Source organism: Marmoricola sp. URHA0025 HA25, from assembly GCF_054059435.1.
Genome location: NZ_JBSSCD010000001.1, coordinates 2613035 through 2633033 on the forward strand (window position 1 = coordinate 2613035; position 19999 = coordinate 2633033).

Sequence of the window (19999 nt, forward strand, 5' to 3'; positions counted from 1 at the left end):
CGCGATGAAGCCGGTCGACCCACGGGTGCTGCCGTTGCTCGCCCCGGCCAGGTCCGCCCTGGCCGGGGTGGTCCTCGGCGGGGTGCTGGGCGGCGCTCTGGTCACCGCGCAGGCCTTCGCCGTCGCGGCCCTCGTGGCGCAGCTGCTGAGCTCTGCCGACGGGGGCGGCTGGCACGCCGCGGCCCTGTCGGTCGTCGGTACGGCGTTCGCCCGTGCCGCGGTCGGCGCGTACGCCGATGCCGCCGCCGCCCGCGCGGCAGGTCAGGTGTCCAGGAGCCTGCGCACGCAGGTGCTCCGCGCCGCCATCGACCTCGGAGCAGTCGGCCTGTCCCGGCACCGGAGCGGCGAGCTCGGCCTGCTCGCGACCCGCGGCGTCGCCGCGGTGGAGCCCTACCTCACCCGCTTCGTGCCGACGCTCGTGGTGGCCGCGGTCCTGCCGCCCCTGACCGTCGGACTGATCTTCAGCCAGGACCTCTGGGCCGGGGTGATCGTCCTGACCACCCTTCCGCTCGTGCCGGTCTTCGCCGTCCTCATCGGGATGGCGACCCGGGACCGGGCCGATCGGCAGTATCGCGCGCTCTCCCGCCTGGCCGGCCACTTCGTCGACGTCGTCCGTGGACTGCCCACGCTGGTCACGCACAACCGGGCAGAGGCACAGTCGAGCAGGATCCGGGCAGTCACCGACCGGTACCGCAGGACCACGCTCGACACGCTCAAGCTGGCGTTCGCGTCGAGCGGTGCCCTCGAGCTGATCGCCACCCTGTCGGTCGCACTCGTCGCCGTCAGCGTCGGCCTGCGCCTGGCCACCGGCGGGCTCGACCTGCGCACGGCACTCGTCGTGCTGCTGCTCGCCCCCGAGGCCTACTGGCCGTTGCGGCGGGTCGGGGCAGAGTTCCACTCCGCGTCAGAGGGTGTCGCGACCCTGGTCGCGGTCCAGGACCTGCTCGAGGAGGCAGGCGCCCCGAGCCCGGGCACGCCAGGGCCAGGATCAGGCGCGCAGGTCGAGGAGGGTCGGCGCACACCCGAGCTCGCGAGGGAGGGCGCGACCCGTCTCGAGACCCGCGTCGACCCGGTGCCCCTGCACATCCGCGACCTCGTCGTGGGCTACCCCGACGGCACCCGGCCGGCACTGGTGCTGCCCGACGCGACGATCCCGGCACCGGGCCTGACCGCGATCGTCGGGCCCTCCGGGTCGGGCAAGTCCACGCTGCTCCAGGCGCTGCTCGGCGAGCTGCCGGCCGATCACGGCGACATCACGCTCGCAGGTGAGCCGGTGGATCCCGCTGAGTGGCGCCACCTCGTCGCGCAGGTGCCGCAGACACCCTGGCTGACCGCCGGCACCATCGCGGACAACCTGCGCATCGGCCGCCCCGGCGCCGAGGACAGGGAGCTCTGGCGCTCGCTGGCGGACGTCGCGCTCCAGGAGGTGGTCGCCGGCCTGCCGCTGGGCATCGAGACACCCCTCGGCGAGGACGGCGCCGGCCTCTCCGCGGGACAGCGGGCCCGCCTGGCGCTGGCACGGGTGCTGGTCGCCGACCGGCCCTACGTCGTCCTGGACGAGCCCACGGCCCACCTCGACGCCGAGACGGAGCAGGTGATGCTGGCGACGCTCACGCGGCTCGCCCAGCACGCCACCGTCGTCGTCGTGGCCCATCGCCCCGCGGTCGTCGGCGCGGCCGACCACGTGATCGCCCTGTCCGCACCGGACGTTCCGGACACGTCGGTCGAGCCGCACCTCGAGGTCACCACGCAGCCCGCTGGCGAGCAGCGCACGGAGGTCGACCAGAGCGTCTCGACGGACCCGACGACCGGGCGCTCGAGCGGGAGGCGACGGCTCGCCCTCGGTGCCGCCCTCGCGACGAGTGCGTCGGTGTCCGGGGTCGCCCTGACCGCGACGGCCGGGTGGCTGATCGCCAGGTCCGCGCAGCACCCGCCGGTCCTGATGCTCATGGTCGCGATCGTCGGCGTCCGCACGTTCGGTCTCGCGCGACCCGCGCTGCGGTACGCCGAGCGGCTGGTCTCGCACGATGCCGCGCTTCGACTGCTCGCCGAGACCCGTGCCCACGTGTACGACGTCCTGGTACCGCTCTCGCCGGCCCGCCTCGGCCGCCACCGCGGCGACCTGCTGAGCGCGGTCGTCGACGACGTGGACGCCCAGCTCGACGAGCAGCTTCGGGTCCGGCAGCCCGTGCTCGCCGCAGCCGGCACGGCCGTGCTGGCCACGCTCGTCGCGCTGCTGGTGCACCCGGCCGCCGCGCAGCCCGTCGCCGGCCTGGCGTTCGGGGGCGGCGCCGCCGCGTTCGCACTCGCGTGGCGGGGCTCACGGCAGGCGGAGTCGTCGTTCGTCGCCGAGCGGGCCACGCTCTCCGCCGAGATCGTCGCCACCCTCCAGTCAGCCCGTCAGCTGGTGCTCTGGGGAGTCGACGACGACGCCGTCGCGCGCACCGGGCAGATCGGTGGCCGGCTCGTGACTGCGGCCCGGCGCAGTGCCCGCTCGCAGGCCGCGGCGAGGGCGCTGCTGCTGGTGCTCACCGGCCTGGCCGTCGCCGGCACCGCGTGGCTGGCGGCCCCCGCCCTCGCCGTCGGCGCGGTGTCAGGTCCGATGACGGCGATGCTGGTGCTGCTGCCGCTCGCGATGCACGACGTGCTCGCCACCCTGCCGGACAGCGCCTCGACGGCGGTGCGCACCCGTGCCGCGCGTGCGCGGCTTGCTGCCCTCGAGGAGCTTCCCCCTGCCGTCACCGAGCCCGTCGTGCCCGTGGCGCCGACCGACCCGTTCGACGTGCGCCTCGAGCAGGTTGCCCTCGGCTGGACGGACCGCGTGGTCGTCAGCGACCTCGACGTCGACGTACCGCAGGGCCGTGCGCTGGGCGTCGTGGGGCCCTCGGGCTCCGGCAAGTCGACGGTGGCCGCGACCCTGGTCCGCCACCTCGCCCCGATCCGGGGCACCTACCGGCTCGGGGGTCTCGACGCCCAGCGGATCGGCTCCCACCAGCTTCGCCGGCACGTCGGCCTGGTCGACGACGACCCGTACGTCTTCGCCTCGTCGCTCCGCGAGAACCTGCGGCTGGCCGCACCGGAGGCCGACGACGCTGCCCTCCTCGCCGCCGTGTCCGCGGCCGGGCTCGGTGACTGGTACGCCAGGCTGCGTCACGGACTCGACACCTCGCTCGGCGACGGAGGGACCGGTGTCTCCGGCGGCGAGCGCGCCCGCATCGGGATCTGTCGCGCGCTGCTCGCGGACGCGGAGGTGCTGGTGCTCGACGAGCCCACGGCGCACCTCGACACCGCGACCGCCCGGGCCGTCACCGACACCGTCCTGGCCGCCCGGCTCGGGCGCTCCCTGGTCTGGATCACCCATGAGCACGTCGGCCTGGCCGAGATGGACGCCGTCGTCGACCTCGGTGCGACGAGCAGCGAGCCGTCAGCGCTCCTGGACCGGCCATTCGGCGAGCGCCCGCTCACCCACGGGTAGCCGCACGCGGAAGGTGCTGCCCTCGCCGAGCGTGGACTCCACCACGATGTCGCCGCCGTGCATCTCGACGATCCGCCGCGAGATCGCCAGGCCCAGGCCGGTGCCCGGGATCGACAGCGCCTCGGGATTGCTCGACCGGTGGAACGCGGAGAACAGGTGCGTCTGGTCGACCTCGGAGATGCCCAGGCCGTTGTCGGTGCAGGCCACCTCGGCCCAGGCGCCGTCGCGGCTGACCGCGACGTCGATCCTGCCGCCGGGCGGGGTGTACTTCACCGCGTTGCTCAGGATGTTGTCGATGACCCGGGCCAGCTCGTCGGGGTCGCCGTAGACGACCACCGGCTCCGGCGGGCAGACCAGCTTGAACGGCAGCCCGCCCTGCTCGGCCTGCAGCGCGAGGAGGTCGAGGCTGTTCTCGCAGACCGTGGTGAGGTCGACCGCCCGGCGCACGTGCTCGCGCCGGTCCTGGATGCGCGAGTAGTTCAGCAGGTTCTCGATCAGCCGGTTGAGCCGCTGGGCGTTGCGGGAGATCGCCTGGATCGAGTCACCCGTGGTGTCGATCTCCTCGAGGAGCTCGGTGTGCCCGATGATCGAGGTGAGCGGCGTCTTCAGCTCGTGCGAGATGGTGGCGATCAGCTCGCCCTTGTAGCGGTCGATCTCCTGCAGCTCGGCGACGAGTCGCCGCTCGGTCTCGTAGAGCCGGGTGTTGAGCACCATCCGGCCGAGCTCGCGGCTGATCTGGTCGACCGCGTCGACCTCGGCCTCGGTCAGCTCGGCCACGTCCGTGCCGCGCAGGACCACCAGGTTGCCGAGCAGCTCACGCCCCGCGGCCACCGGTACGGCGGCCAGGCTGGCCGCGCCGTACAGGTCGAGGATGTTCTGCGCACCCCACAGGCTGGGCTCCGCGGTCTCGCGGGCGACCACCAGGGGCCGGCCGAGCTCGTGGGCCGCCCGCGCCAGGTCGCGGCGCACGCTGTCGTGCCGGTGCGTCGGCGCCCGGTCGGGGTAGCCCGCGGAGTACTCGGTGCCACCCGCCTCGCCGTCGGGGAAGCAGTGCACCCAGACCTGGGTGGCCCGCAGGCCGCTCGCGATCGCCTCGGCCGCCTCGTGCAGGGTCAGGTCGAGCCCGAGCAGCCGGTCGGCCGCGGTGACGCGCTGCAGGGTCTCGCCGAGCCGCACCTGCTCGGCCAGGCGCTCGCGCTGCTGGGCGTTGGACATCGCCAGGCCCGCCTGCACGACGAACATCTCGAGGAGCTCCCGGTCACGGCGACCCGGGATCCGGTTGTCCGGCGGCAGGTCGACCGACATGTTGCCGAGCAGCTCGCCGGTGGCGCTGTAGAGCGGGGCGTAGAGCGCGTCCAGCGGGTGCCAGGCGTCCTCCTCGTCGCCGGGCGCGAAGTCGGGGATCCACGCCGCGCCCATGACCTCGTCGGGGAGCCGGCCGTGCGGCACGTAGCGCAGGATCCCCCACTCGTCTGCCTGGGCGAACTCGTTGAGGATCACCGAGACCGGAGTGCGCCGGCCGATGATCTGGTCGCGCACGTCGTCGGGGCCGGCCACGGTCGTCATCACGAGGGTGTCGCCCTCGAGCCGCGCGATCGCGGCGATGCCGAACCCGAGCACCTCGACCACCCCCCGGGCGATCTCCTCGAGCACGTCGAGGGTGTCACCGGAGGAGTTGACCCGGCGCATGAGCTCGTAGAGCTTCCGCACGCCGTCCGGGCGCGGTGCGTCCTTCGCAGTCATGGTCCTTCACTCCCCGGGCGCAATCCCCCTGCGCGCTGGGTCCAGACTAGGGCCCGCCGCGGTCAACATGCCAGAGAACGCGAAAGTCTCAAATGTTGCGAACCGGGCGGTGCTACATCTCCAGGAACGTGTCCTCGTTCTCCCTGATCTCCGACTCCAGCGCCTCGTTCAGGTCCTCGGTGACCGCAGAGCGGGTCGAGTCGGGCGAGATCGTCGCCCAGGCGCGGTCGATCGCGCCGGCGACGTCGATGAGCCGGGCGGCCGCGATGTGCGGCTTGGCGACCTCGCGGGCGACGTACCGGGCGACGAAGCGGCGCAGCTCGCCCTCGACGTTCGCGACCCGCTGCATGATCGACGCGCGCAGGCCCTCGGCCCGCACCTGCACCTGCACCTCTGAGCTGGTGGGCGGGACCACCTCGATGTAGACGCGGATCCCGCTGACCGCCCGCGCGGTCAAGGTGAGCGGGACCAGCAGCTCCGCGTGGAACGTGTGCGTCTCGACCTGCAGGTCCAGCTCGAAGGTGAGGTCGACCGGCAGCTCTACCCGATAGCTGATCTCGTCCCCGGCGATCCGGCTGGCCGTGGCGGAGCCGATCGCGCCGTACGCGCGGACCTTGGCGATCTTGCCGGGGCCGACGCCGATCGGGCCGAAGTCGATCGGCTGGCCGGCGATGTTGTCGACCGCGCCGAGGATCCGGTCCCCGCTGACCGCCTCCGCGAAGAAGTCCGCGCCCCACTGCTGGTAGCTGACGAAGTCCGCCTCCGCCGGCGGCCCCGGGACCGGCTCCACCTCACGCCTCCAGGACGACCGGGATGATCATCGGGCGACGACGGTGGGTGTTGCTCACCCAGCGGCCGACGACCCGCCGGATCGTCTGCTGCAGCTGGTGGGTGTCGTCGACGCCCTCGCTGAACGCCTTCGCGAGCGCGTCGATGATCGGCTGCCGGATGGCGTCGAAGGCGCTGTCGTCCTCGGCGAACCCTCGCGCATGGATCTCCGGCCCGCTGAGCACCTTGCCGGTCTGGGAGTCGACCACGACGATGACCGAGACGAAGCCCTCCTCACCGAGGATCCGGCGATCCTTCAGGCTGCTCTCGGTGATGTCGCCGACCGACTGGCCGTCGACGAACACGTAGCCGCAGTCGACCTTGCCGACGAGATCTGCCTTGCCGTCGACGAGGTCGATGACGATGCCGTCCTCGGCCAGCACGACCCGGTCGGCCGGCACCCCGGACGCGATCGCCAGGTCGGCGTTGGCCTTCATGTGCCGGAACTCGCCGTGCACGGGCATCACGTTGCGCGGCTTGATGATGTTGTAGCAGTAGAGCAGCTCGCCCGCGCTCGCGTGGCCGCTCACGTGGACCAGGGCGTTGCCCTTGTGGACCACGTTGGCGCCGCCCCGGATCAGCCCGTTGATCACCCGGAACACCGCGTTCTCGTTGCCGGGGATGAGGCTGCTCGCGAGGATGACGGTGTCGCCCTCCTCGAGGCTCACGAAGCTGTGGTTGCGCTGCGCGATCCGGCTGAGCGCCGAGAGCGGCTCGCCCTGCGAGCCGGTCGAGATCAGCACGACCTTCTCCGAGGGCATGTCAGCCAGCGCCTTCGCGTCGACCAGCAGACCGGGCGGCACGGTCAGGTAGCCGAGGTCCCGGGCGATCGCCATGTTGCGGACCATCGAGCGGCCGACGTAGGCGACCTTGCGGCCGTGGTCGGCGGCGGCGTCCATGATCTGCTGGACCCGGTGGACGTGGGAGGCGAAGCAGGCCACGATGATGCGCTGGCCGCTCTGGTGGAACACCCTGTCCAGGACCGGGGCGATGTCCTTCTCCGACGTCGTGAAGCCGGGCACCTCTGCGTTGGTCGAGTCGGTGAGGAACAGGTCGACGCCCTCCTCGCCCAGGCGGGCGAAGGCGCGCAGGTCGGTGATCCGGCCGTCGAGCGGCAGCTGGTCCATCTTGAAGTCGCCGGTGTGCAGCACCAGCCCGGCACCGGTCCGGATCGCGACCGCGAGCGCGTCGGGGATCGAGTGGTTGACCGCGACGAACTCGAGCTCGAAGGGCCCGAAGCTCACCCGGTCACCCTCGGCGACGACGTGCTGGACGGTGTTCTTCAGCCGGTGCTCTCGCAGCTTGGACCCGACCAGCGCCAGGGTCAGCTGCGAGCCGACCAGCGGGATGTCCTCCCGCTCCCGCAGCAGGTACGGCACCGCGCCGATGTGGTCCTCGTGGCCGTGGGTCAGCACGACCGCGTCGATGGTGTCGAGGCGGTCACGGATGGCGTCGAAGTCGGGGAGGATCAGGTCGACGCCCGGATGGGTCTCCTCGGGGAACAGGACACCGCAGTCGACGACCAGCAGCCGGCCGTCGTACTCGAAGACGGTCATGTTGCGGCCGACCTCGCCGAGCCCGCCCAGCGCCGTGACGCGCAGGCCACCCTTGGGAAGCGGGCCGGGGATCGTCAGCTCCGGATGCGGATGACTCATGCCAGGCCTCGCTTCGCATCGGCCAGGCACGAGCCGGACTCACAGTGCTGAACGGTGAGCTCGCTGCGCTCGCTCACAGGAGACCCGCCACCGTCAGGCCGTCGCGCAGCGCTGCGACTTCTTGGTCGTCGAGCTCGAGGAGCGGGCCGCGGACCCGTCTGTTGTCGAGCACCCCGGCCAGCTGCAGCGCCGCCTTGGCGGTGGTGGCGCCGTAGTTGGCGACGCCCATCACGGCGTCGAACGCCGGCAGGAGCCTGGTGTACGTCGCCAGCGCCGCCGCGTGGTCACCGGCGAGGAAGGCGTCGATCATCTGGGCCAGCTGGGGGCTCGCGACGTGGCCGACGACGGAGACCAGCCCGCAGCCACCGTGCGACAGGAAACCGAGCGTGGCGGGGTCGTCGCCCGAGTAGACCGCGTAGCCGAGGTCGACCAGCCTCGCCGCCCGCGGCAGGTCGCCCACCGCGTCCTTGACGGCGATGACCCGGTCCCACTCCGCCGCGCGCGCGTAGGTCTCCAGCGCGATGGTCGTGCCCGTGCGGCCCGGGACGTCGTACAGCATCGTCGGCAGCTCGCCGGCCTCGACCACCCGCCGGAAGTGCTCGAGCACCCCGGCCTGCGACGGCTTGTTGTAGTACGGCGTGACCAGCAGCATCCCGTCGACGCCGATCTTCGCCGCCTGACGAGCGAGCTCCATGGAGTGGCCCGTGGAGTTGGTGCCCACACCCGCCACCACCGTGGCTCGGTCGCCGACAGCGTCCTTGACCGCGGCCAGGATCTGGCCGTCCTCCTCCACCGTGGTCGTCGGCGACTCGCCGGTCGTCCCGGAGACGACGAGGCCCTGGTTGCCGGTGCTGACCAGGTGGTCGGCCACCCGGGCGACTCCGTCGAGGTCGACGGATCCGTCCTCGGCGAAGGGAGTCACCATGGCGGTCAACAGGCGACCGAACGGCGCGTCAGGCAGGCTCATGGGACCTAGGCTAGTGCGCCGCCTCGGCAGGGTTTCGCTGCCATTGCCCACGCGGTCCGGATGTCCCCACCGGTGCGCGGTGCGCACGGTACCTTCACCCCCATGAGCCTCACCCGCATCGCGTCCGCGACGGCGCTCGCCGGCATCCTGACCCTCGCCGCCGCCTGCGGCGGCAGCAGCGGTGACTCCGACCAGGGCGCCCTCGGCTCCACCGTCGGGTCGAGCCCGACCACGGCTGCTCCGGTCACGCCGACCCCCACCCCGACGAAGAAGCCGCACGCCACCGCGAGCCCCTCCCCGACCCCGACCGGTTCACCGACCGCCGGCGACGGCGACAGCGTGGGCGACGACGAGCCGTTCACGGCCGGCGGTGGCGTGTGCGGCAAGCTCACCGCCAGCCAGGTCGGGACCGTGATCGGCTCCGGGGTGCGCGGCGCCGGACTGCCCGGCGGCGGCTGCGAGTTCGACCACGTGGATGCCAAGGCTCCGTCGGTCACCGTCAAGGACACCGCCTACGCGGGCATGGAGGCCGCGAAGACCGACGCAACGTCGGCGGTCGAGGGCGAGCCCCAGGACCTCTCCGGGATCGGCTCCGGCGCGTTCGTGGTCACCGGCACCGTCTTCGGCGGCAACGAGGTGCAGGGCGCCGGTGCGGTGCACGTCGGGTCGCGGACCCTCAGCGTGTGGGTGATCCAGCACAAGGCGCTGTCCGAGACCGCCGTGCGCGACCTCGTCGTACGGATGCTGCGGCTGGTCGCCGCTGCCGCTCGCTGACCCTAGGCTCGCTCGAGCCAGACGAACTCGTGCGGGACCTCGGCCCCGAGGTGCTGCTCGCGCCGGGTCTCGACCCAGTCACTGCGGTCGAACGCCGGATAGCGGGTGTCACCCTCCGGGCGCAGGTGCACCTCGGTGAGCACCTGCGCGTGCGCCCGCTCGATCGCCTCGGCGTAGACCGCCGCTCCCCCGGCGACGTAGACCTCGCCGGGCAGGTCGGCCGCGCGTTCGAGTGCGCTGTCCAGGCTCGGCGCGACGAGTACGCCGTCCGCGGTCCAGCCCGGGTCGCGGGTCAACACGATCGTCGTACGTCCCGGGAGCGGCCGGCCGATCGAGTCGTAGGTCGCGCGCCCCATCACCAGCACGTGCCCGAGCGTGAGCGCCTTGAAGTGTGCGAAGTCCGCGGGGATCCGCCACGGGATGTCGCCGGCGTTGCCGATCACGCCGTTGTCCGCGACGGCCGCGACCAGGGTGATCGCGGCACGCGCCTCAGACGGCAATGGGTGCCTTGATCGCGGGGTGCGGGTCGTAGCCCTCGATCGCGATGTGCTCGAGGTCGAAGGCGTCCAGCTCGGTGACCGAGGGGTCGAGCACGAGGGTCGGCAGCGGCCGTGGCTCGCGGGAGAGCTGGAGCCGGGCCTGCTCGAGGTGGTTGGTGTAGAGGTGGGCGTCGCCGAGGGTGTGCACGAAGTCGCCCACCTCGAGCCCGGTCACCTGGGCGACCATGTGGGTGAGCAGCGCGTACGACGCGATGTTGAACGGCACCCCGAGGAACACGTCGGCCGACCGCTGGTAGAGCTGGCACGACAGCCGGCCGTCCGCGACGTAGAACTGGAACATGGTGTGGCACGGTGCGAGCGCCATGTCCGGGATGTCGGCGACGTTCCAGGCCGACACGATGTGCCGCCGGGAGTCGGGGTCGCGACGGATCTGCTCGACGACCTGGCCGAGCTGGTCGATGTGCCGGCCGTCCGGCGCCGGCCAGGAGCGCCACTGGTAGCCGTAGACCGGGCCGAGGTCGCCGTTCTCGTCGGCCCACTCGTCCCAGATGGTGACGCCGCGGTCCTGCAGCCACTTCACGTTGGTGTCGCCGCGCAGGAACCACAGCAGCTCGGCGAACACCGACCGGGTGTGCACCTTCTTGGTCGTCACCAGCGGGAATCCCCGGGCGAGGTCGAAGCGCAGCTGGTGGCCGAAGACGCTGAGCGTGCCGGTGCCGGTGCGATCGGACTTCTCCACGCCCTCGTCGAGGATCCGGCGGACGAGGTCGAGGTAGCTCTGCATGGGGAGAACCTAACCCCGGAACCACCGCCGCCGGCGACGACACCGCGGGGAGATGCCGAGACCGCTCCCTGACCGGGCCCCGTTCGGCGTGCGTGTCAGACTCCGAGGGTGCTCCTGGGACTCACCGCCGCGCTCGTGGCCGCGGCGATCTTCGGCTGCGTGTCGGTCGCCCAGGCAGCGGTGATCCGGCGCCGCGGGCTGTTCTCGCCGCCGATGGCCGCGGTGCTGCTCGGCTACCTGGTCGGGTGGGTGCTGCACCTGGTCGCCATCGGCGAGCTGCCCCTCTACCTCGCGCAGGTCGGCGTCGGCGCGTCCCTCGTGGTCACGGCGCTGGTCGCCGCCTTCGTGATGGGCGAGCCGCTGGCCGGCAGGCACTGGGGGGCGGTCGCCGCCATGGCCGGCGGGCTGACCCTCCTCGCGGTCTCCGCAGGCGACGTGGGCAGCTCGGAGTTCTCCACCACGACGACGATCGTGCTCTACGCGCTGCTGGGCACCAACGCGCTGCTCGGCCTCGTGGTCTGGCGCTGGGGCGGCGAGCTGAGCGGGGTGGTGCTCGGCATCCTGGCGGGCACGGCGTACGGCGGCTCGCCGGTCGCCACCCGGGCGCTGGTCGACCCGACGCTCGACGTGCACACGATCGCCCCGGCCCTGAGCATCGGTCTCTTCGGCGCCCTCGGCTTCGTGCTCTACTCCGCGGCGATGAAGCGCGCCTCGGTGACGGCGACGACGTCGCCGGTCGTACTGCTCTCCACCGTGATCCCGGCGGTCGTCGGGCTGGCCACCTTCGGCGACGAGGTGAGGTCTGGGTGGTGGCCGCCGGCCGTGTTCGCGTTCGCGGTCAGCGTCACCGCGGGCGTCGTGCTGTGCGGTGCCGAAGCGCGCCTCGAGCTGCTCGACGAGGTCACCGACCACGAGGAAGCCGACGAGGCGCGCTCCCAGGGGTGACGGCTCTCGCCGCAGGCCGGGTCGTGCCGCCCCTGCGAGACTGGCCGGCATGGAGGTCTACCGAACCGACGAGGCTGCCTTCGCGCAGGTGCCGGACTTCCCCTGGGAGCCGGCGTACGCCGACGTCGCCGACCCCGACGGCGGCACGCTGCGCATGGCCTTCGTCGACGCCGGGCCTGCCGACGGACCGGTGGCGCTGCTGCTGCACGGTGAGCCCTCGTGGTCGTTCCTCTACCGGCACGTGATCCGGGTCCTCACCGAGCGCGGCATCCGGTGCGTGGCGCCCGACCTGGTCGGCTTCGGCCGCTCCGACAAGCCCGTCCACCAGGCCGACTACTCCTACGCCCGGCTCGTCGAGTGGACCCGGGAGCTGGCCTTCGACCACCTCGACCTGCGCGACGTCACCCTGGTCGGCCAGGACTGGGGCGGACTGATCGGGCTGCGCCTGTACGCCGAGCACCCCGACCGGTTCAGCCGGGTGGTCGCAGCGAACACCGGGCTGCCGACCGGCGACTTCGACATGCCCGAGCTGTGGTGGCTCTTCCGCGGCGCGGTCGAGAGCGCCGACGTGCTCGACATCGGTCGTCTGGTGGCCGCCGGCTGTGTGCGCCCGATGGCGGACGAGATCCGTGAGGCCTACGACGCGCCGTTCCCCGAGGAGCGCGCCAAGGCCGGCGCCCGGGCCATGCCCGGACTCGTGCCGACCCGCCCCGACGATCCGGCCGGCGAGGCCAACCGTGCGGCCTGGGCGGTGCTGTCGGCGAGCGAGAAGCCGTTCCTGGTCGCGTTCAGCGACAGCGACCCGATCACCGGCGCGATGGCACCGATCCTGGAGAAGCTCGTCGCGGGCGCCCGGGACCTGAGCCACCCGACCATCCGCGACGCCGGCCACTTCCTGCAGGAGGACGCGGGCGACGAGCTCGGTCGGGCCATCGCGGACTTCATGGCTCGTTGAGGGCCTCGACCCCACAGTCGCCGGATTCGGAGCACCCCGGTCGGCATCGGGAGAGCGGACTCGCCCCCGGCAGTCTCGGGCCTGCTCGCGAGCAGGTCTCACGGCGCGAGCTGTCAGCGTGCGATGGTCCGGCCCGCGGTCGCCATCAGGAGCTCGGTGCCGGTCGCGTCGCCGGGCGGCTCCGTCGGCGGCTTGACGAGGCCGAGCTCGACCGTGTGCTCGGTGCACGTGAGCGCCACGACGTCGGCCATCGCCGCGAGCGTGTCCGCCGGGAAGTCGATCGCGCGGCCCAGGCTCGCGGACAGGTCCCAGGCGTGCGCGGCGGCGTCGATGATCGCGAAGTCCACGACGACCGTGCCGGGGAGGACGCCGAAGGGCGTGTCGTGCTGCGCCGTCATTACCCCGTCGCTGCGCCACAGCTCGAGCGCCCGGGGGATGACCTCGTCGGCGATCGGGCCGAGGTCACCGTCGTACGGGACGGCGCCCATCGACTCCTCGAGCGTCATCAGTTGCTGGCCGGTCACGGTGCCCGCCCAGAACAGCTGGTTCTTGAGGACGTGGCTGGCGAGGCGGCGTACCGTCCACGGCGGGCAGTTGGTGACGACCTCCATCTCCGCCTCGCCGAGCCCGTCGATCACGTCGGCCAGCTGGCCCTCGGCGTACTCCAGGAGCATCAGGTGATCCATCGCGCACCTTCCCTCGCCGGTCGGCAGATCCGACCAGGCAGCGCGGCCATCCCGAGCCCCGTCGTCAGGATCGGCAGCGCCGATCCTGCGCGTGTGGCGACGTCGGTGCCAGACTAACGCGGTGAGTGCCCCGTCCGGCCACGGCAACCTGCCACGTTCCACGGCCGCCACTCTCGTGGGGCGCTCCCGGGAGTTGCCCGAGGTGGCCGCGCTGGTCCGCACGCGACCCCTCGTCACCCTGACCGGCGTCGGAGGCGTCGGCAAGACGCGGCTCGCGCTCGCGGTCGGCGCGAAGCTCGCCGAGGAGTTCCCGGACGGTGTGTGGCTGGTCGAGCTGGCGCCCGTCGGCGATGGCGAGGCGGTCCCGGACGCGATCGCCTCCGCCCTGGGGATCACCGCGCAGGGCGGCGCGCGCGTCATGGACACGGTGGCCGAGGCCCTGGCCGGTCGGCGCGTGCTGGTCGTGGTCGACAACTGCGAGCACGTGCTCACGGCCGCCGCAGCGGCGATCGGCGAGATCCTCGAGCGCTCCGACCTCCCCCGTGTCCTGGCGACCTCGCGGGAGCACCTGCGCGTGCCGGGCGAGGCAGTCCTGACCGTCGCGCCGCTCGCCGTCGACGGAGTGACCTCCGACGCGGTCACCCTCTTCGTCGAACGGGCTCGTGCGGTGCGGACCGGGTTCGGCATCTTCGACGAGCAGACTGCGAACGCCGTGATCGGGATCTGCGCGACCCTCGACGGGCTGCCGCTCGGGATCGAGCTGGCCGCGGCCCGGATGGCAGCGATGAGCGCGGTCGAGGTGTCCGACCGGCTCGGCGACCGCTTTCGGCTGCTGACAGGACCCGAGCTCGGCCCCGATCGGCAGACGACGCTGCGCCACACCGTGGCCTGGTCCTACGACCTCCTCGACGACGCCGAGCGCGCGATCCTCCGGACCGCTTCGGTGTTCTCAGGTGGCTTCGACCTGGCGGCCCTGTGCGCTGTCGCCGAGGCGGAGGACGACATCGAGGTGCTGCGGATCCTGGACTCGCTGGTGCGCAAGTCCCTCGTCATCGCCCACCTCGGCTCCGCAACGACCCGGTACAGCCTCTTCGAGACCATCCGGGGGTTCGCCGACGAGCAGCTGGCGGACACCGGGGAGGGCGCGGAGACCCGCGACCGCCACGCGTCCCACCTCGCGGGCGAGGCTGTGCGGCGGTGGGAGCTCTGGAACGGCCCCCAGTGGCGGACGCAGGTCGACTGGGTGCAGGTCGAGCTGGCCAACCTGCGATCGGCGTACCGGTGGAGCCTGGAACGCGCTCAGGTCGAGACCGCCACGGCGATCGCCGCGCACGCGGCCCTGATGGGGTTCTCCGTCGAGCTCTTCGAGACCACGGGATGGGCCGAAGCGGCCGTCCCCGCCGCGCAGCGTGCCGGCGTCCGGTGGCTGCCACGCCTGTACGCCGCCGCGGGGTACGCCTGCTTCGTCGGCCGTGCCGAGACGGCGACCGCGAACGCCCACCGGGCCACCGAGCTGGAGGGCCGGCCCGGCTACCAGTCGTGCGAGCCCGGCTACGCCACGTTCATCGAGGCCCTGGGCCAGGCCTACAGCGGCAACCTCGACCGCTACGTCGAGCTGACCAGCCAGGTTGCGGCGTTGCCCGGCACCGCGCGGGCCTACGGCATCGCGGCGTACGTCGACGGCCTGCAGTCGGCCGGACGCGTCGAGGAGGCGCTGGAGCTCGCCGAGCCGGCGCTGGCGGCCGCACGCGAGCTCGGAAACCCCTACTGGGTCACCTACTCGCTCTGGATCGTCGGGCTGGCCTACTCGAAGGCCGACCCGGAGCGGGCTCTCAGCACCTGGGACGAGGCCGTGACCTACCTCGGCGAGCACGACGTCAGGTTCTTCGAGGGATTCGTGGCCCGCGACGCCGCGCTGCTGCACACCTCCGACGGCCAGCTGGAGACGGCACTGAGCCTCTTCGACGTGTCCATCGGGGCCTTCGTGCGCTCCGGCGCCGCATCGCAGCTGGTGATCTCACTGGCGAGCCTGCCCGCGCTGTTCGCGCGGCTCGACCGTGCGGGGGTCGCCCGGACGCTCCTCGGCGCGATGGCCGGCGAGGCGGGGAGCGCGCACCACGTGCCGGGCCTCGCCGATCTCCGCGGACGGCTCGACGAGCAGCTCGGGCAGGAGGCGGCAGAGCGGTTCGAGGCCGCCGGCGCCGCGATGGACGTTCGCGACACGGCGGCGTACGCCCTGCACCAGATTGACCTCGCCCGCCGTGCCCTGACCGCCGCCGGCCAGGACGCCGCCGGGGCGGCCGGGCTGACCGCCCGGGAGACTCAGGTGCTGCGCCTGATCGCCGGCGGAGAGAGCACTCGCGAGATCTCCGAGCGCCTGTTCATCTCGGCCAAGACCGCCGACAACCACATCCAGCACATCTACATCAAGCTCGGTGTCACCAACCGGGCCGCCGCCACCCGGTGGGCCTTCGACCACGAGGTCGTCGCCGCAGAGCACGCGTGAGCCCCCTGGGCACCCGCCGTGCCCACCTGGGGACCCCAAATGGGGGAATCTCCCCATGTGCTCGGGCCCGGATTGCCGGAGGCTTCGGGTCAACCGGCCACCAGGCCGGGGACACCGGGCCCCACAGGTCCACCACGGGAGGACGACGACATGATGCTCGCGACGACGAAGGTGAAGGACCTCGACCACTTCCTCGAGGTGTTCGGCACGAAGGGAGCCGACAAGCGTGGCTCGCACGGCTCGCAGGGGGCCACGGTCTACCGCGACCCGATCGAGGAGGACCGCGTGTGGGCGGTCTTCGACTGGGACGAGGACGGCTGGACGGCGTTCGCCACCGACCCTGAGACGCCGGGCATCATGCAGGAGGCCGGCCACCTGGGCAGGCCTTCGCTGGGCCAGTACCTCGGCAGCTTCAACGCCTGACCGGCCACCACAGGTCCCGAGAGACCCCCGGCGTCAGCGCAGGGGGTCTCTCGGCGTCTGCGTCCTGAGCCGCACGGGCGCTGCCCCCCGGCCCAGCTGCTCGGGAACGTGTCGATCGCTCCTTCCCGTCGCCGAGTGGTGTCGCCGTGCCGTGCGCGGTCAGGCTCCGGGATTCCCGGCCGGCTGGCACCGGGCTGACTGATCGGCCGAAGGCACGAGGATCGCCGCGTGCGACCAGCCGCGTCTCACGACCGCGACGGCCCGGTCTCCTCGGCGGTCTGCTTCGGCCCGCTCGTGTCGTCCTCGTCGACCACTCCCCCGCCGCTCACCGCGACGTTGGCGTCCTGGTCGGCAGAGGGTGGCTCTTCGTCGGGCGTGCTGGTCGGCGTCCCGAGTGCTCCGCCGTCACCGGATCCTGTTGTCGGGTCCTCACTCATGAGCCCTCCGCTACCCGAGGGCAGCGGCTGAAAACGACTCTCGCGGGTACCTCGTTGCCATGGACCAGTCGCGCGTGCCCGTCATCGAGGCGTTGCAGGCGTACCGCTCGCGCGGCGACATCACCTTCGGACCTCCGGGTCACCGGCAGGGTCTCGGTGCCGACCCAAGGGTGCTGTCGATCCTCGGTGAGGGCGTCTACGCCTCCGACGTGCTGACGTTGAACGGGCTCGACGATCGACGGATGTCCCAGGGCGTCCTGGAGAAGGCCCAGGAGCTCATGGCCGAGGCGGTGCGCGCGGAGAAGGCGTTCTTCTCCACCGCCGGCAGCTCGCTCTCGGTCAAGGCCGCCATGCTCGCGGTGGCTGGTCCGGGCGAGACGCTGCTGATCTCCCGCAACGCCCACAAGTCGGTGATCTCCGCGGTCGTCATCAACGGCACCCGGCCGATCTGGGTGAGCCCGAAGTTCGACCACGACCGGCACCTGGCCCACCCGCCCGAGCCGGACGACGTACGCCGCCAGCTCCAGGCCAACCCGGACGCCAAGGGGATGTTGCTGATCACGCCGACCGACTGGGGCAGCTGCGCCGACATCGCCGGCGTTGCCGAGGTCTGCCACTCCTTCGGCGTTCCACTGATCGTCGACGAGGCATGGGGCGCGCACCTGCCCTTCCACGACGACCTGCCCGCCTGGGGGATGGACGCCGGGGCCGACGTCGTGGTCACCAGCGTTCACAAGATGGGCGCCGCCATCGAGCAGAGCTCGGTCTTCCACCTCCAGGGCGACCTCGTCGACCCGGTGCGCCTCAAGCAGCGCGAGGACCTGCTCGGGACCACCAGTCCGACGAGCCTGTCCTACGCGACCCTGGACGGCTGGCGCCGTCAGATGGTCGAGCAGGGCACCGAGCTGCTCGGAGCCGCGATCCGGAGAGCAGAGCGGGTGCGAGAGGCGGTGGGCGAGCTCGAGGGCATCACCGTGCTCGGCTCGGAGATCGTCGAGGAGGGGCTCGCGTTCGACAACGACCCGCTGTCATTGGCCTTCGACGTCACCGGTCTCGGGATCACCGGCTACCAGGCGGCCGAGCTGGCCCGGGCGAAGTACCACGTGAACTTCGGCGCGTCGGACACGCACCGGATCAGCGCGCGGCTCACCCACGCCGACACCGACGAGCGCATCGACTCACTCGTCGCGGTGCTCACGGCACTGACCACCGACGCCGCCGACCTGGAGGCCCCACCGAAGGTCGAGTTCCCGTCGCCAGGAGGGCTCGAGCTGGAGACGGTGATGCTGCCCCGCGAGGCGTTCTTCGCCGAGGTCGAGTCCGTCCCCGTGAGCGAGGCGGCGGGCCGCATCGCGGCGGAGCTGGTCAGCCCGTACCCGCCCGGCGTACCGGTCCTGGCGCCCGGCGAGCGGATCAGCCAGGAGACGATCGACTACCTCACCAGCGCCCACAAGGCGGGTGCGCTGCTCCCGGACCCTGCGGATCAGGAGTTCAAGACCGTCCGCGTGGTCGTGCACGAGCCCTGACGCACGCACGCGGGTCACATCCGCAGGCGTTCGGCGCCGATGGTGGTGTCGTCGCCGTGGCCGGTGTGGACGACGGTGTCGTCGGGCAGCGTGAGCAGCTTCGACCGGATCGACTCCACGATGAGGTCGCCGTCGGAGTACGACCGACCGGTCGCTCCGGGTCCGCCGTTGAAGAGCGTGTCCCCGGTGAACACGCAGCCCAGCTCCGGCGCATGCAGGCAGACGGCGCCCGGCGCGTGGCCCGGAGTGTGCAGGACGCGCACCGAGGTCCCGCCCACGGTCAGCTCCTGACCGTCGGACAGGTCGACGTCCCAGAGGTGGTCGGCATGGGTGAGCTCCCAGAGTGGCCGGTCGGCCGGGTGCAGCAGGATCGGGGCCACCACGCGCTCCCTCAGCGCCGGAGCGACCCGGACGTGGTCGTCGTGCGCGTGGGTGCAGACGATTGCGCGCACCCTTCGGCGGCCGACGACCGCCATGATCGCGTCGACGTCGTGCGGGGCGTCGATGACGAGGCACTCGTCGTCGTCGCCGACGACCCACACGTTGTTGTCGACGTCGAAGGTCTGGCCGTCGAGGCTGAACGTCCCCGAGGCCGTCCCGTGGTCGACGCGAACGCTCACAGGACCACCACGCTGCGCAGTACGCCGCCGTGGTGCATCTTCTCGAAGGCGGCCTCGACGTCGCCGATGCCGATCTCCTCGGAGACGAACGCGTCCAGGTCGAGCCGGCCCTGCTGGTAGAGGTCGACCAGCATCGGGAAGTCCCGGCTGGGGAGGCAGTCGCCGTACCAGCTCGACTTCAGTGCACCACCGCGGCCGAACACGTCGATCAGCGGAAGATCGGGCACCTTCATGTCCGGCGTCGGGACGCCGACCATGACCACCGTGCCGGCGAGGTCGCGGGCGTAGAAGGCCTGCTTCCAGGTCTCCGGCCGGCCGACCGCCTCGACGACGACGTCCGCGCCGTCGGCACCGTCGTAGAACTCACCGCAGATCCGCTTGATCTCCGCGACCGGGTCGAGCTGCGAGGAGTCGACCGTGTGGGTGGCGCCCATCCTCTTGGCGGCCTCGAGCTTCTGGGCGTCGATGTCCACGGCGATGATCGGGTTGGCACCCACCAGCGCCGAGCCGGCCACCGCCGCTACGCCCACACCGCCGCAGCCGATGATCGCGACGGACTTGCCGCGGGTCACCGCGCCCGTGTTGATCGCCGCACCGATGCCCGCCATCACCCCGCAGCCCAGCAGGCCGACGGCGGCCGCACGCGCGGAAGGATCCACCTTGGTGCACTGGCCGGCCGCGACCAGCGTCTTCTCCGCGAACGCGCCGATGCCCAGCGCGGGCGAGAGCTCGGTGCCGTCCTCCAGCGTCATCCTCTGGGTCGCGTTGTGGGTGTTGAAGCAGTAGTGCGGGTTCCCCCGCCGACACGCACGGCACTCGCCGCAGACCGCCCGCCAGTTGAGGACCACGAAGTCCCCGGGCGCCACGTCGGTCACGCCGGGGCCGACCGCCTCGACCACACCCGCCGCCTCGTGGCCGAGCAAGAAGGGGAAGTCGTCGTTGATGCCACCTTCGCGATAGTGCAGGTCGGTGTGGCACACCCCGCAGGTCTGCACCCGGACGACCGCCTCACCCGCACCCGGGTCCGGCACGTTGATCGTCACGATCTCGACCGGCCGGCCGCGCTCCAGGGCAACGACCGCCTTCACCTGCTGCATGAGCTCTCCTTGGTCGGGTCGCCGCGGTGGTGCGGCACTCTCGAGGGAACCAGGACTATGACACCCGCGCGACTCCGC

General features: G+C 72.2%; 17 protein-coding genes. 7 read left to right on the top strand and 10 right to left on the bottom strand.

The genetic code is table 11. The annotated features are described in order from the left end of the window. Positions 1-4 precede the first annotated feature (4 nt). Positions 5-3475 carry a thiol reductant ABC exporter subunit CydD gene (cydD, locus tag ACVW00_RS12830; RefSeq protein ID WP_457111287.1) on the top strand — a complete coding sequence of 1157 codons (3471 nt, stop codon included), beginning with the start codon at positions 5-7 and terminating at the stop codon, positions 3473-3475. Here the strand turns inward: cydD and ACVW00_RS12835 are convergent. From ACVW00_RS12835 to dapA, 4 genes are all read right to left on the bottom strand, one after another. Beyond that, a complete protein-coding gene (locus tag ACVW00_RS12835; RefSeq protein ID WP_457111288.1) occupies positions 3425-5218 on the bottom strand; it encodes a sensor histidine kinase in 1794 nt (597 codons plus the stop codon). The two genes, cydD and ACVW00_RS12835, sit on opposite strands and share 51 nt — an antisense overlap. A 112-nt stretch (positions 5219-5330) precedes the next feature. Next, entirely contained in the window at positions 5331-6008 is a 678-nt protein-coding gene (locus ACVW00_RS12840; protein ID WP_457111289.1) for a hypothetical protein, read from the bottom strand. A 1-nt stretch (position 6009) separates the two neighbouring features. Beyond that, positions 6010-7701, bottom strand: coding sequence for a ribonuclease J (locus ACVW00_RS12845; RefSeq protein ID WP_457111290.1), 1692 nt, complete (start codon positions 7699-7701; stop codon positions 6010-6012). A gap of 73 nt (positions 7702-7774) precedes the next feature. Further along, positions 7775-8668: a 4-hydroxy-tetrahydrodipicolinate synthase gene (gene dapA / locus ACVW00_RS12850; RefSeq protein WP_457111291.1), complete on the bottom strand. Its 894-nt coding sequence runs from the start codon at positions 8666-8668 to the stop codon at positions 7775-7777. A gap of 102 nt (positions 8669-8770) precedes the next feature. Here dapA and ACVW00_RS12855 point away from each other — a divergent pair, with 102 nt between their 5' ends. Then, positions 8771-9442 carry a hypothetical protein gene (locus ACVW00_RS12855; protein WP_457111292.1) on the top strand — a complete coding sequence of 224 codons (672 nt, stop codon included), beginning with the start codon at positions 8771-8773 and terminating at the stop codon, positions 9440-9442. 2 nt (positions 9443-9444) lie between these two features. Here ACVW00_RS12855 and ACVW00_RS12860 read toward each other — a convergent pair whose 3' ends face one another. Beyond that, positions 9445-9942, bottom strand: a complete 498-nt coding sequence (locus ACVW00_RS12860; protein WP_457111293.1) for a dihydrofolate reductase — start codon at positions 9940-9942, stop codon at positions 9445-9447. Further along, a complete protein-coding gene (locus tag ACVW00_RS12865; RefSeq protein WP_457111294.1) occupies positions 9932-10726 on the bottom strand; it encodes a thymidylate synthase in 795 nt (264 codons plus the stop codon). Before ACVW00_RS12865 ends, ACVW00_RS12860 begins: the two co-directional genes overlap by 11 nt. 108 nt (positions 10727-10834) lie before the next feature. Between ACVW00_RS12865 and ACVW00_RS12870 the strand changes: the two genes are divergently transcribed. Both ACVW00_RS12870 and ACVW00_RS12875 read left to right on the top strand, forming a co-directional pair. Further along, positions 10835-11671 carry a hypothetical protein gene (locus ACVW00_RS12870; protein WP_457111295.1) on the top strand — a complete coding sequence of 279 codons (837 nt, stop codon included), beginning with the start codon at positions 10835-10837 and terminating at the stop codon, positions 11669-11671. A gap of 49 nt (positions 11672-11720) precedes the next feature. Next, positions 11721-12626 (top strand): haloalkane dehalogenase, encoded by a 906-nt coding sequence (locus tag ACVW00_RS12875; RefSeq protein WP_457111296.1) that lies wholly within the window; start codon positions 11721-11723, stop codon positions 12624-12626. Between the two features lie 113 nt (positions 12627-12739). Here ACVW00_RS12875 and ACVW00_RS12880 read toward each other — a convergent pair whose 3' ends face one another. Beyond that, complete coding sequence (locus tag ACVW00_RS12880; RefSeq protein ID WP_457111297.1) at positions 12740-13312, bottom strand: TIGR03086 family metal-binding protein; 573 nt, start codon at positions 13310-13312, stop codon at positions 12740-12742. A gap of 121 nt (positions 13313-13433) precedes the next feature. Between ACVW00_RS12880 and ACVW00_RS12885 the strand changes: the two genes are divergently transcribed. Together ACVW00_RS12885 and ACVW00_RS12890 are read left to right on the top strand one after the other, a co-directional pair. After that, positions 13434-15818 carry a LuxR C-terminal-related transcriptional regulator gene (locus ACVW00_RS12885; protein WP_457111298.1) on the top strand — a complete coding sequence of 795 codons (2385 nt, stop codon included), beginning with the start codon at positions 13434-13436 and terminating at the stop codon, positions 15816-15818. A 150-nt stretch (positions 15819-15968) separates the two neighbouring features. Then, positions 15969-16241, top strand: coding sequence for a hypothetical protein (locus ACVW00_RS12890; RefSeq protein WP_457111299.1), 273 nt, complete (start codon positions 15969-15971; stop codon positions 16239-16241). Positions 16242-16486: 245 nt separating this feature from the next. Here ACVW00_RS12890 and ACVW00_RS12895 read toward each other — a convergent pair whose 3' ends face one another. Next, on the bottom strand, positions 16487-16678 hold the full coding sequence (locus ACVW00_RS12895; RefSeq protein ID WP_457111300.1) for a hypothetical protein: 192 nt from the start codon (positions 16676-16678) through the stop codon (positions 16487-16489). Positions 16679-16737: 59 nt separating this feature from the next. On the opposite strand from ACVW00_RS12895, the gene ACVW00_RS12900 reads away from it, so the two are divergent. After that, positions 16738-18204 (top strand): aminotransferase class I/II-fold pyridoxal phosphate-dependent enzyme, encoded by a 1467-nt coding sequence (locus tag ACVW00_RS12900; protein ID WP_457111301.1) that lies wholly within the window; start codon positions 16738-16740, stop codon positions 18202-18204. A 14-nt stretch (positions 18205-18218) separates the two neighbouring features. Here ACVW00_RS12900 and ACVW00_RS12905 read toward each other — a convergent pair whose 3' ends face one another. Both ACVW00_RS12905 and ACVW00_RS12910 read right to left on the bottom strand, forming a co-directional pair. Beyond that, positions 18219-18824 carry an MBL fold metallo-hydrolase gene (locus ACVW00_RS12905; RefSeq protein ID WP_457111302.1) on the bottom strand — a complete coding sequence of 202 codons (606 nt, stop codon included), beginning with the start codon at positions 18822-18824 and terminating at the stop codon, positions 18219-18221. Then, positions 18821-19921 carry an S-(hydroxymethyl)mycothiol dehydrogenase gene (locus tag ACVW00_RS12910; protein ID WP_457111303.1) on the bottom strand — a complete coding sequence of 367 codons (1101 nt, stop codon included), beginning with the start codon at positions 19919-19921 and terminating at the stop codon, positions 18821-18823. The genes ACVW00_RS12905 and ACVW00_RS12910 overlap by 4 nt, the downstream gene beginning before the upstream one ends. Positions 19922-19999 lie beyond the last annotated feature (78 nt).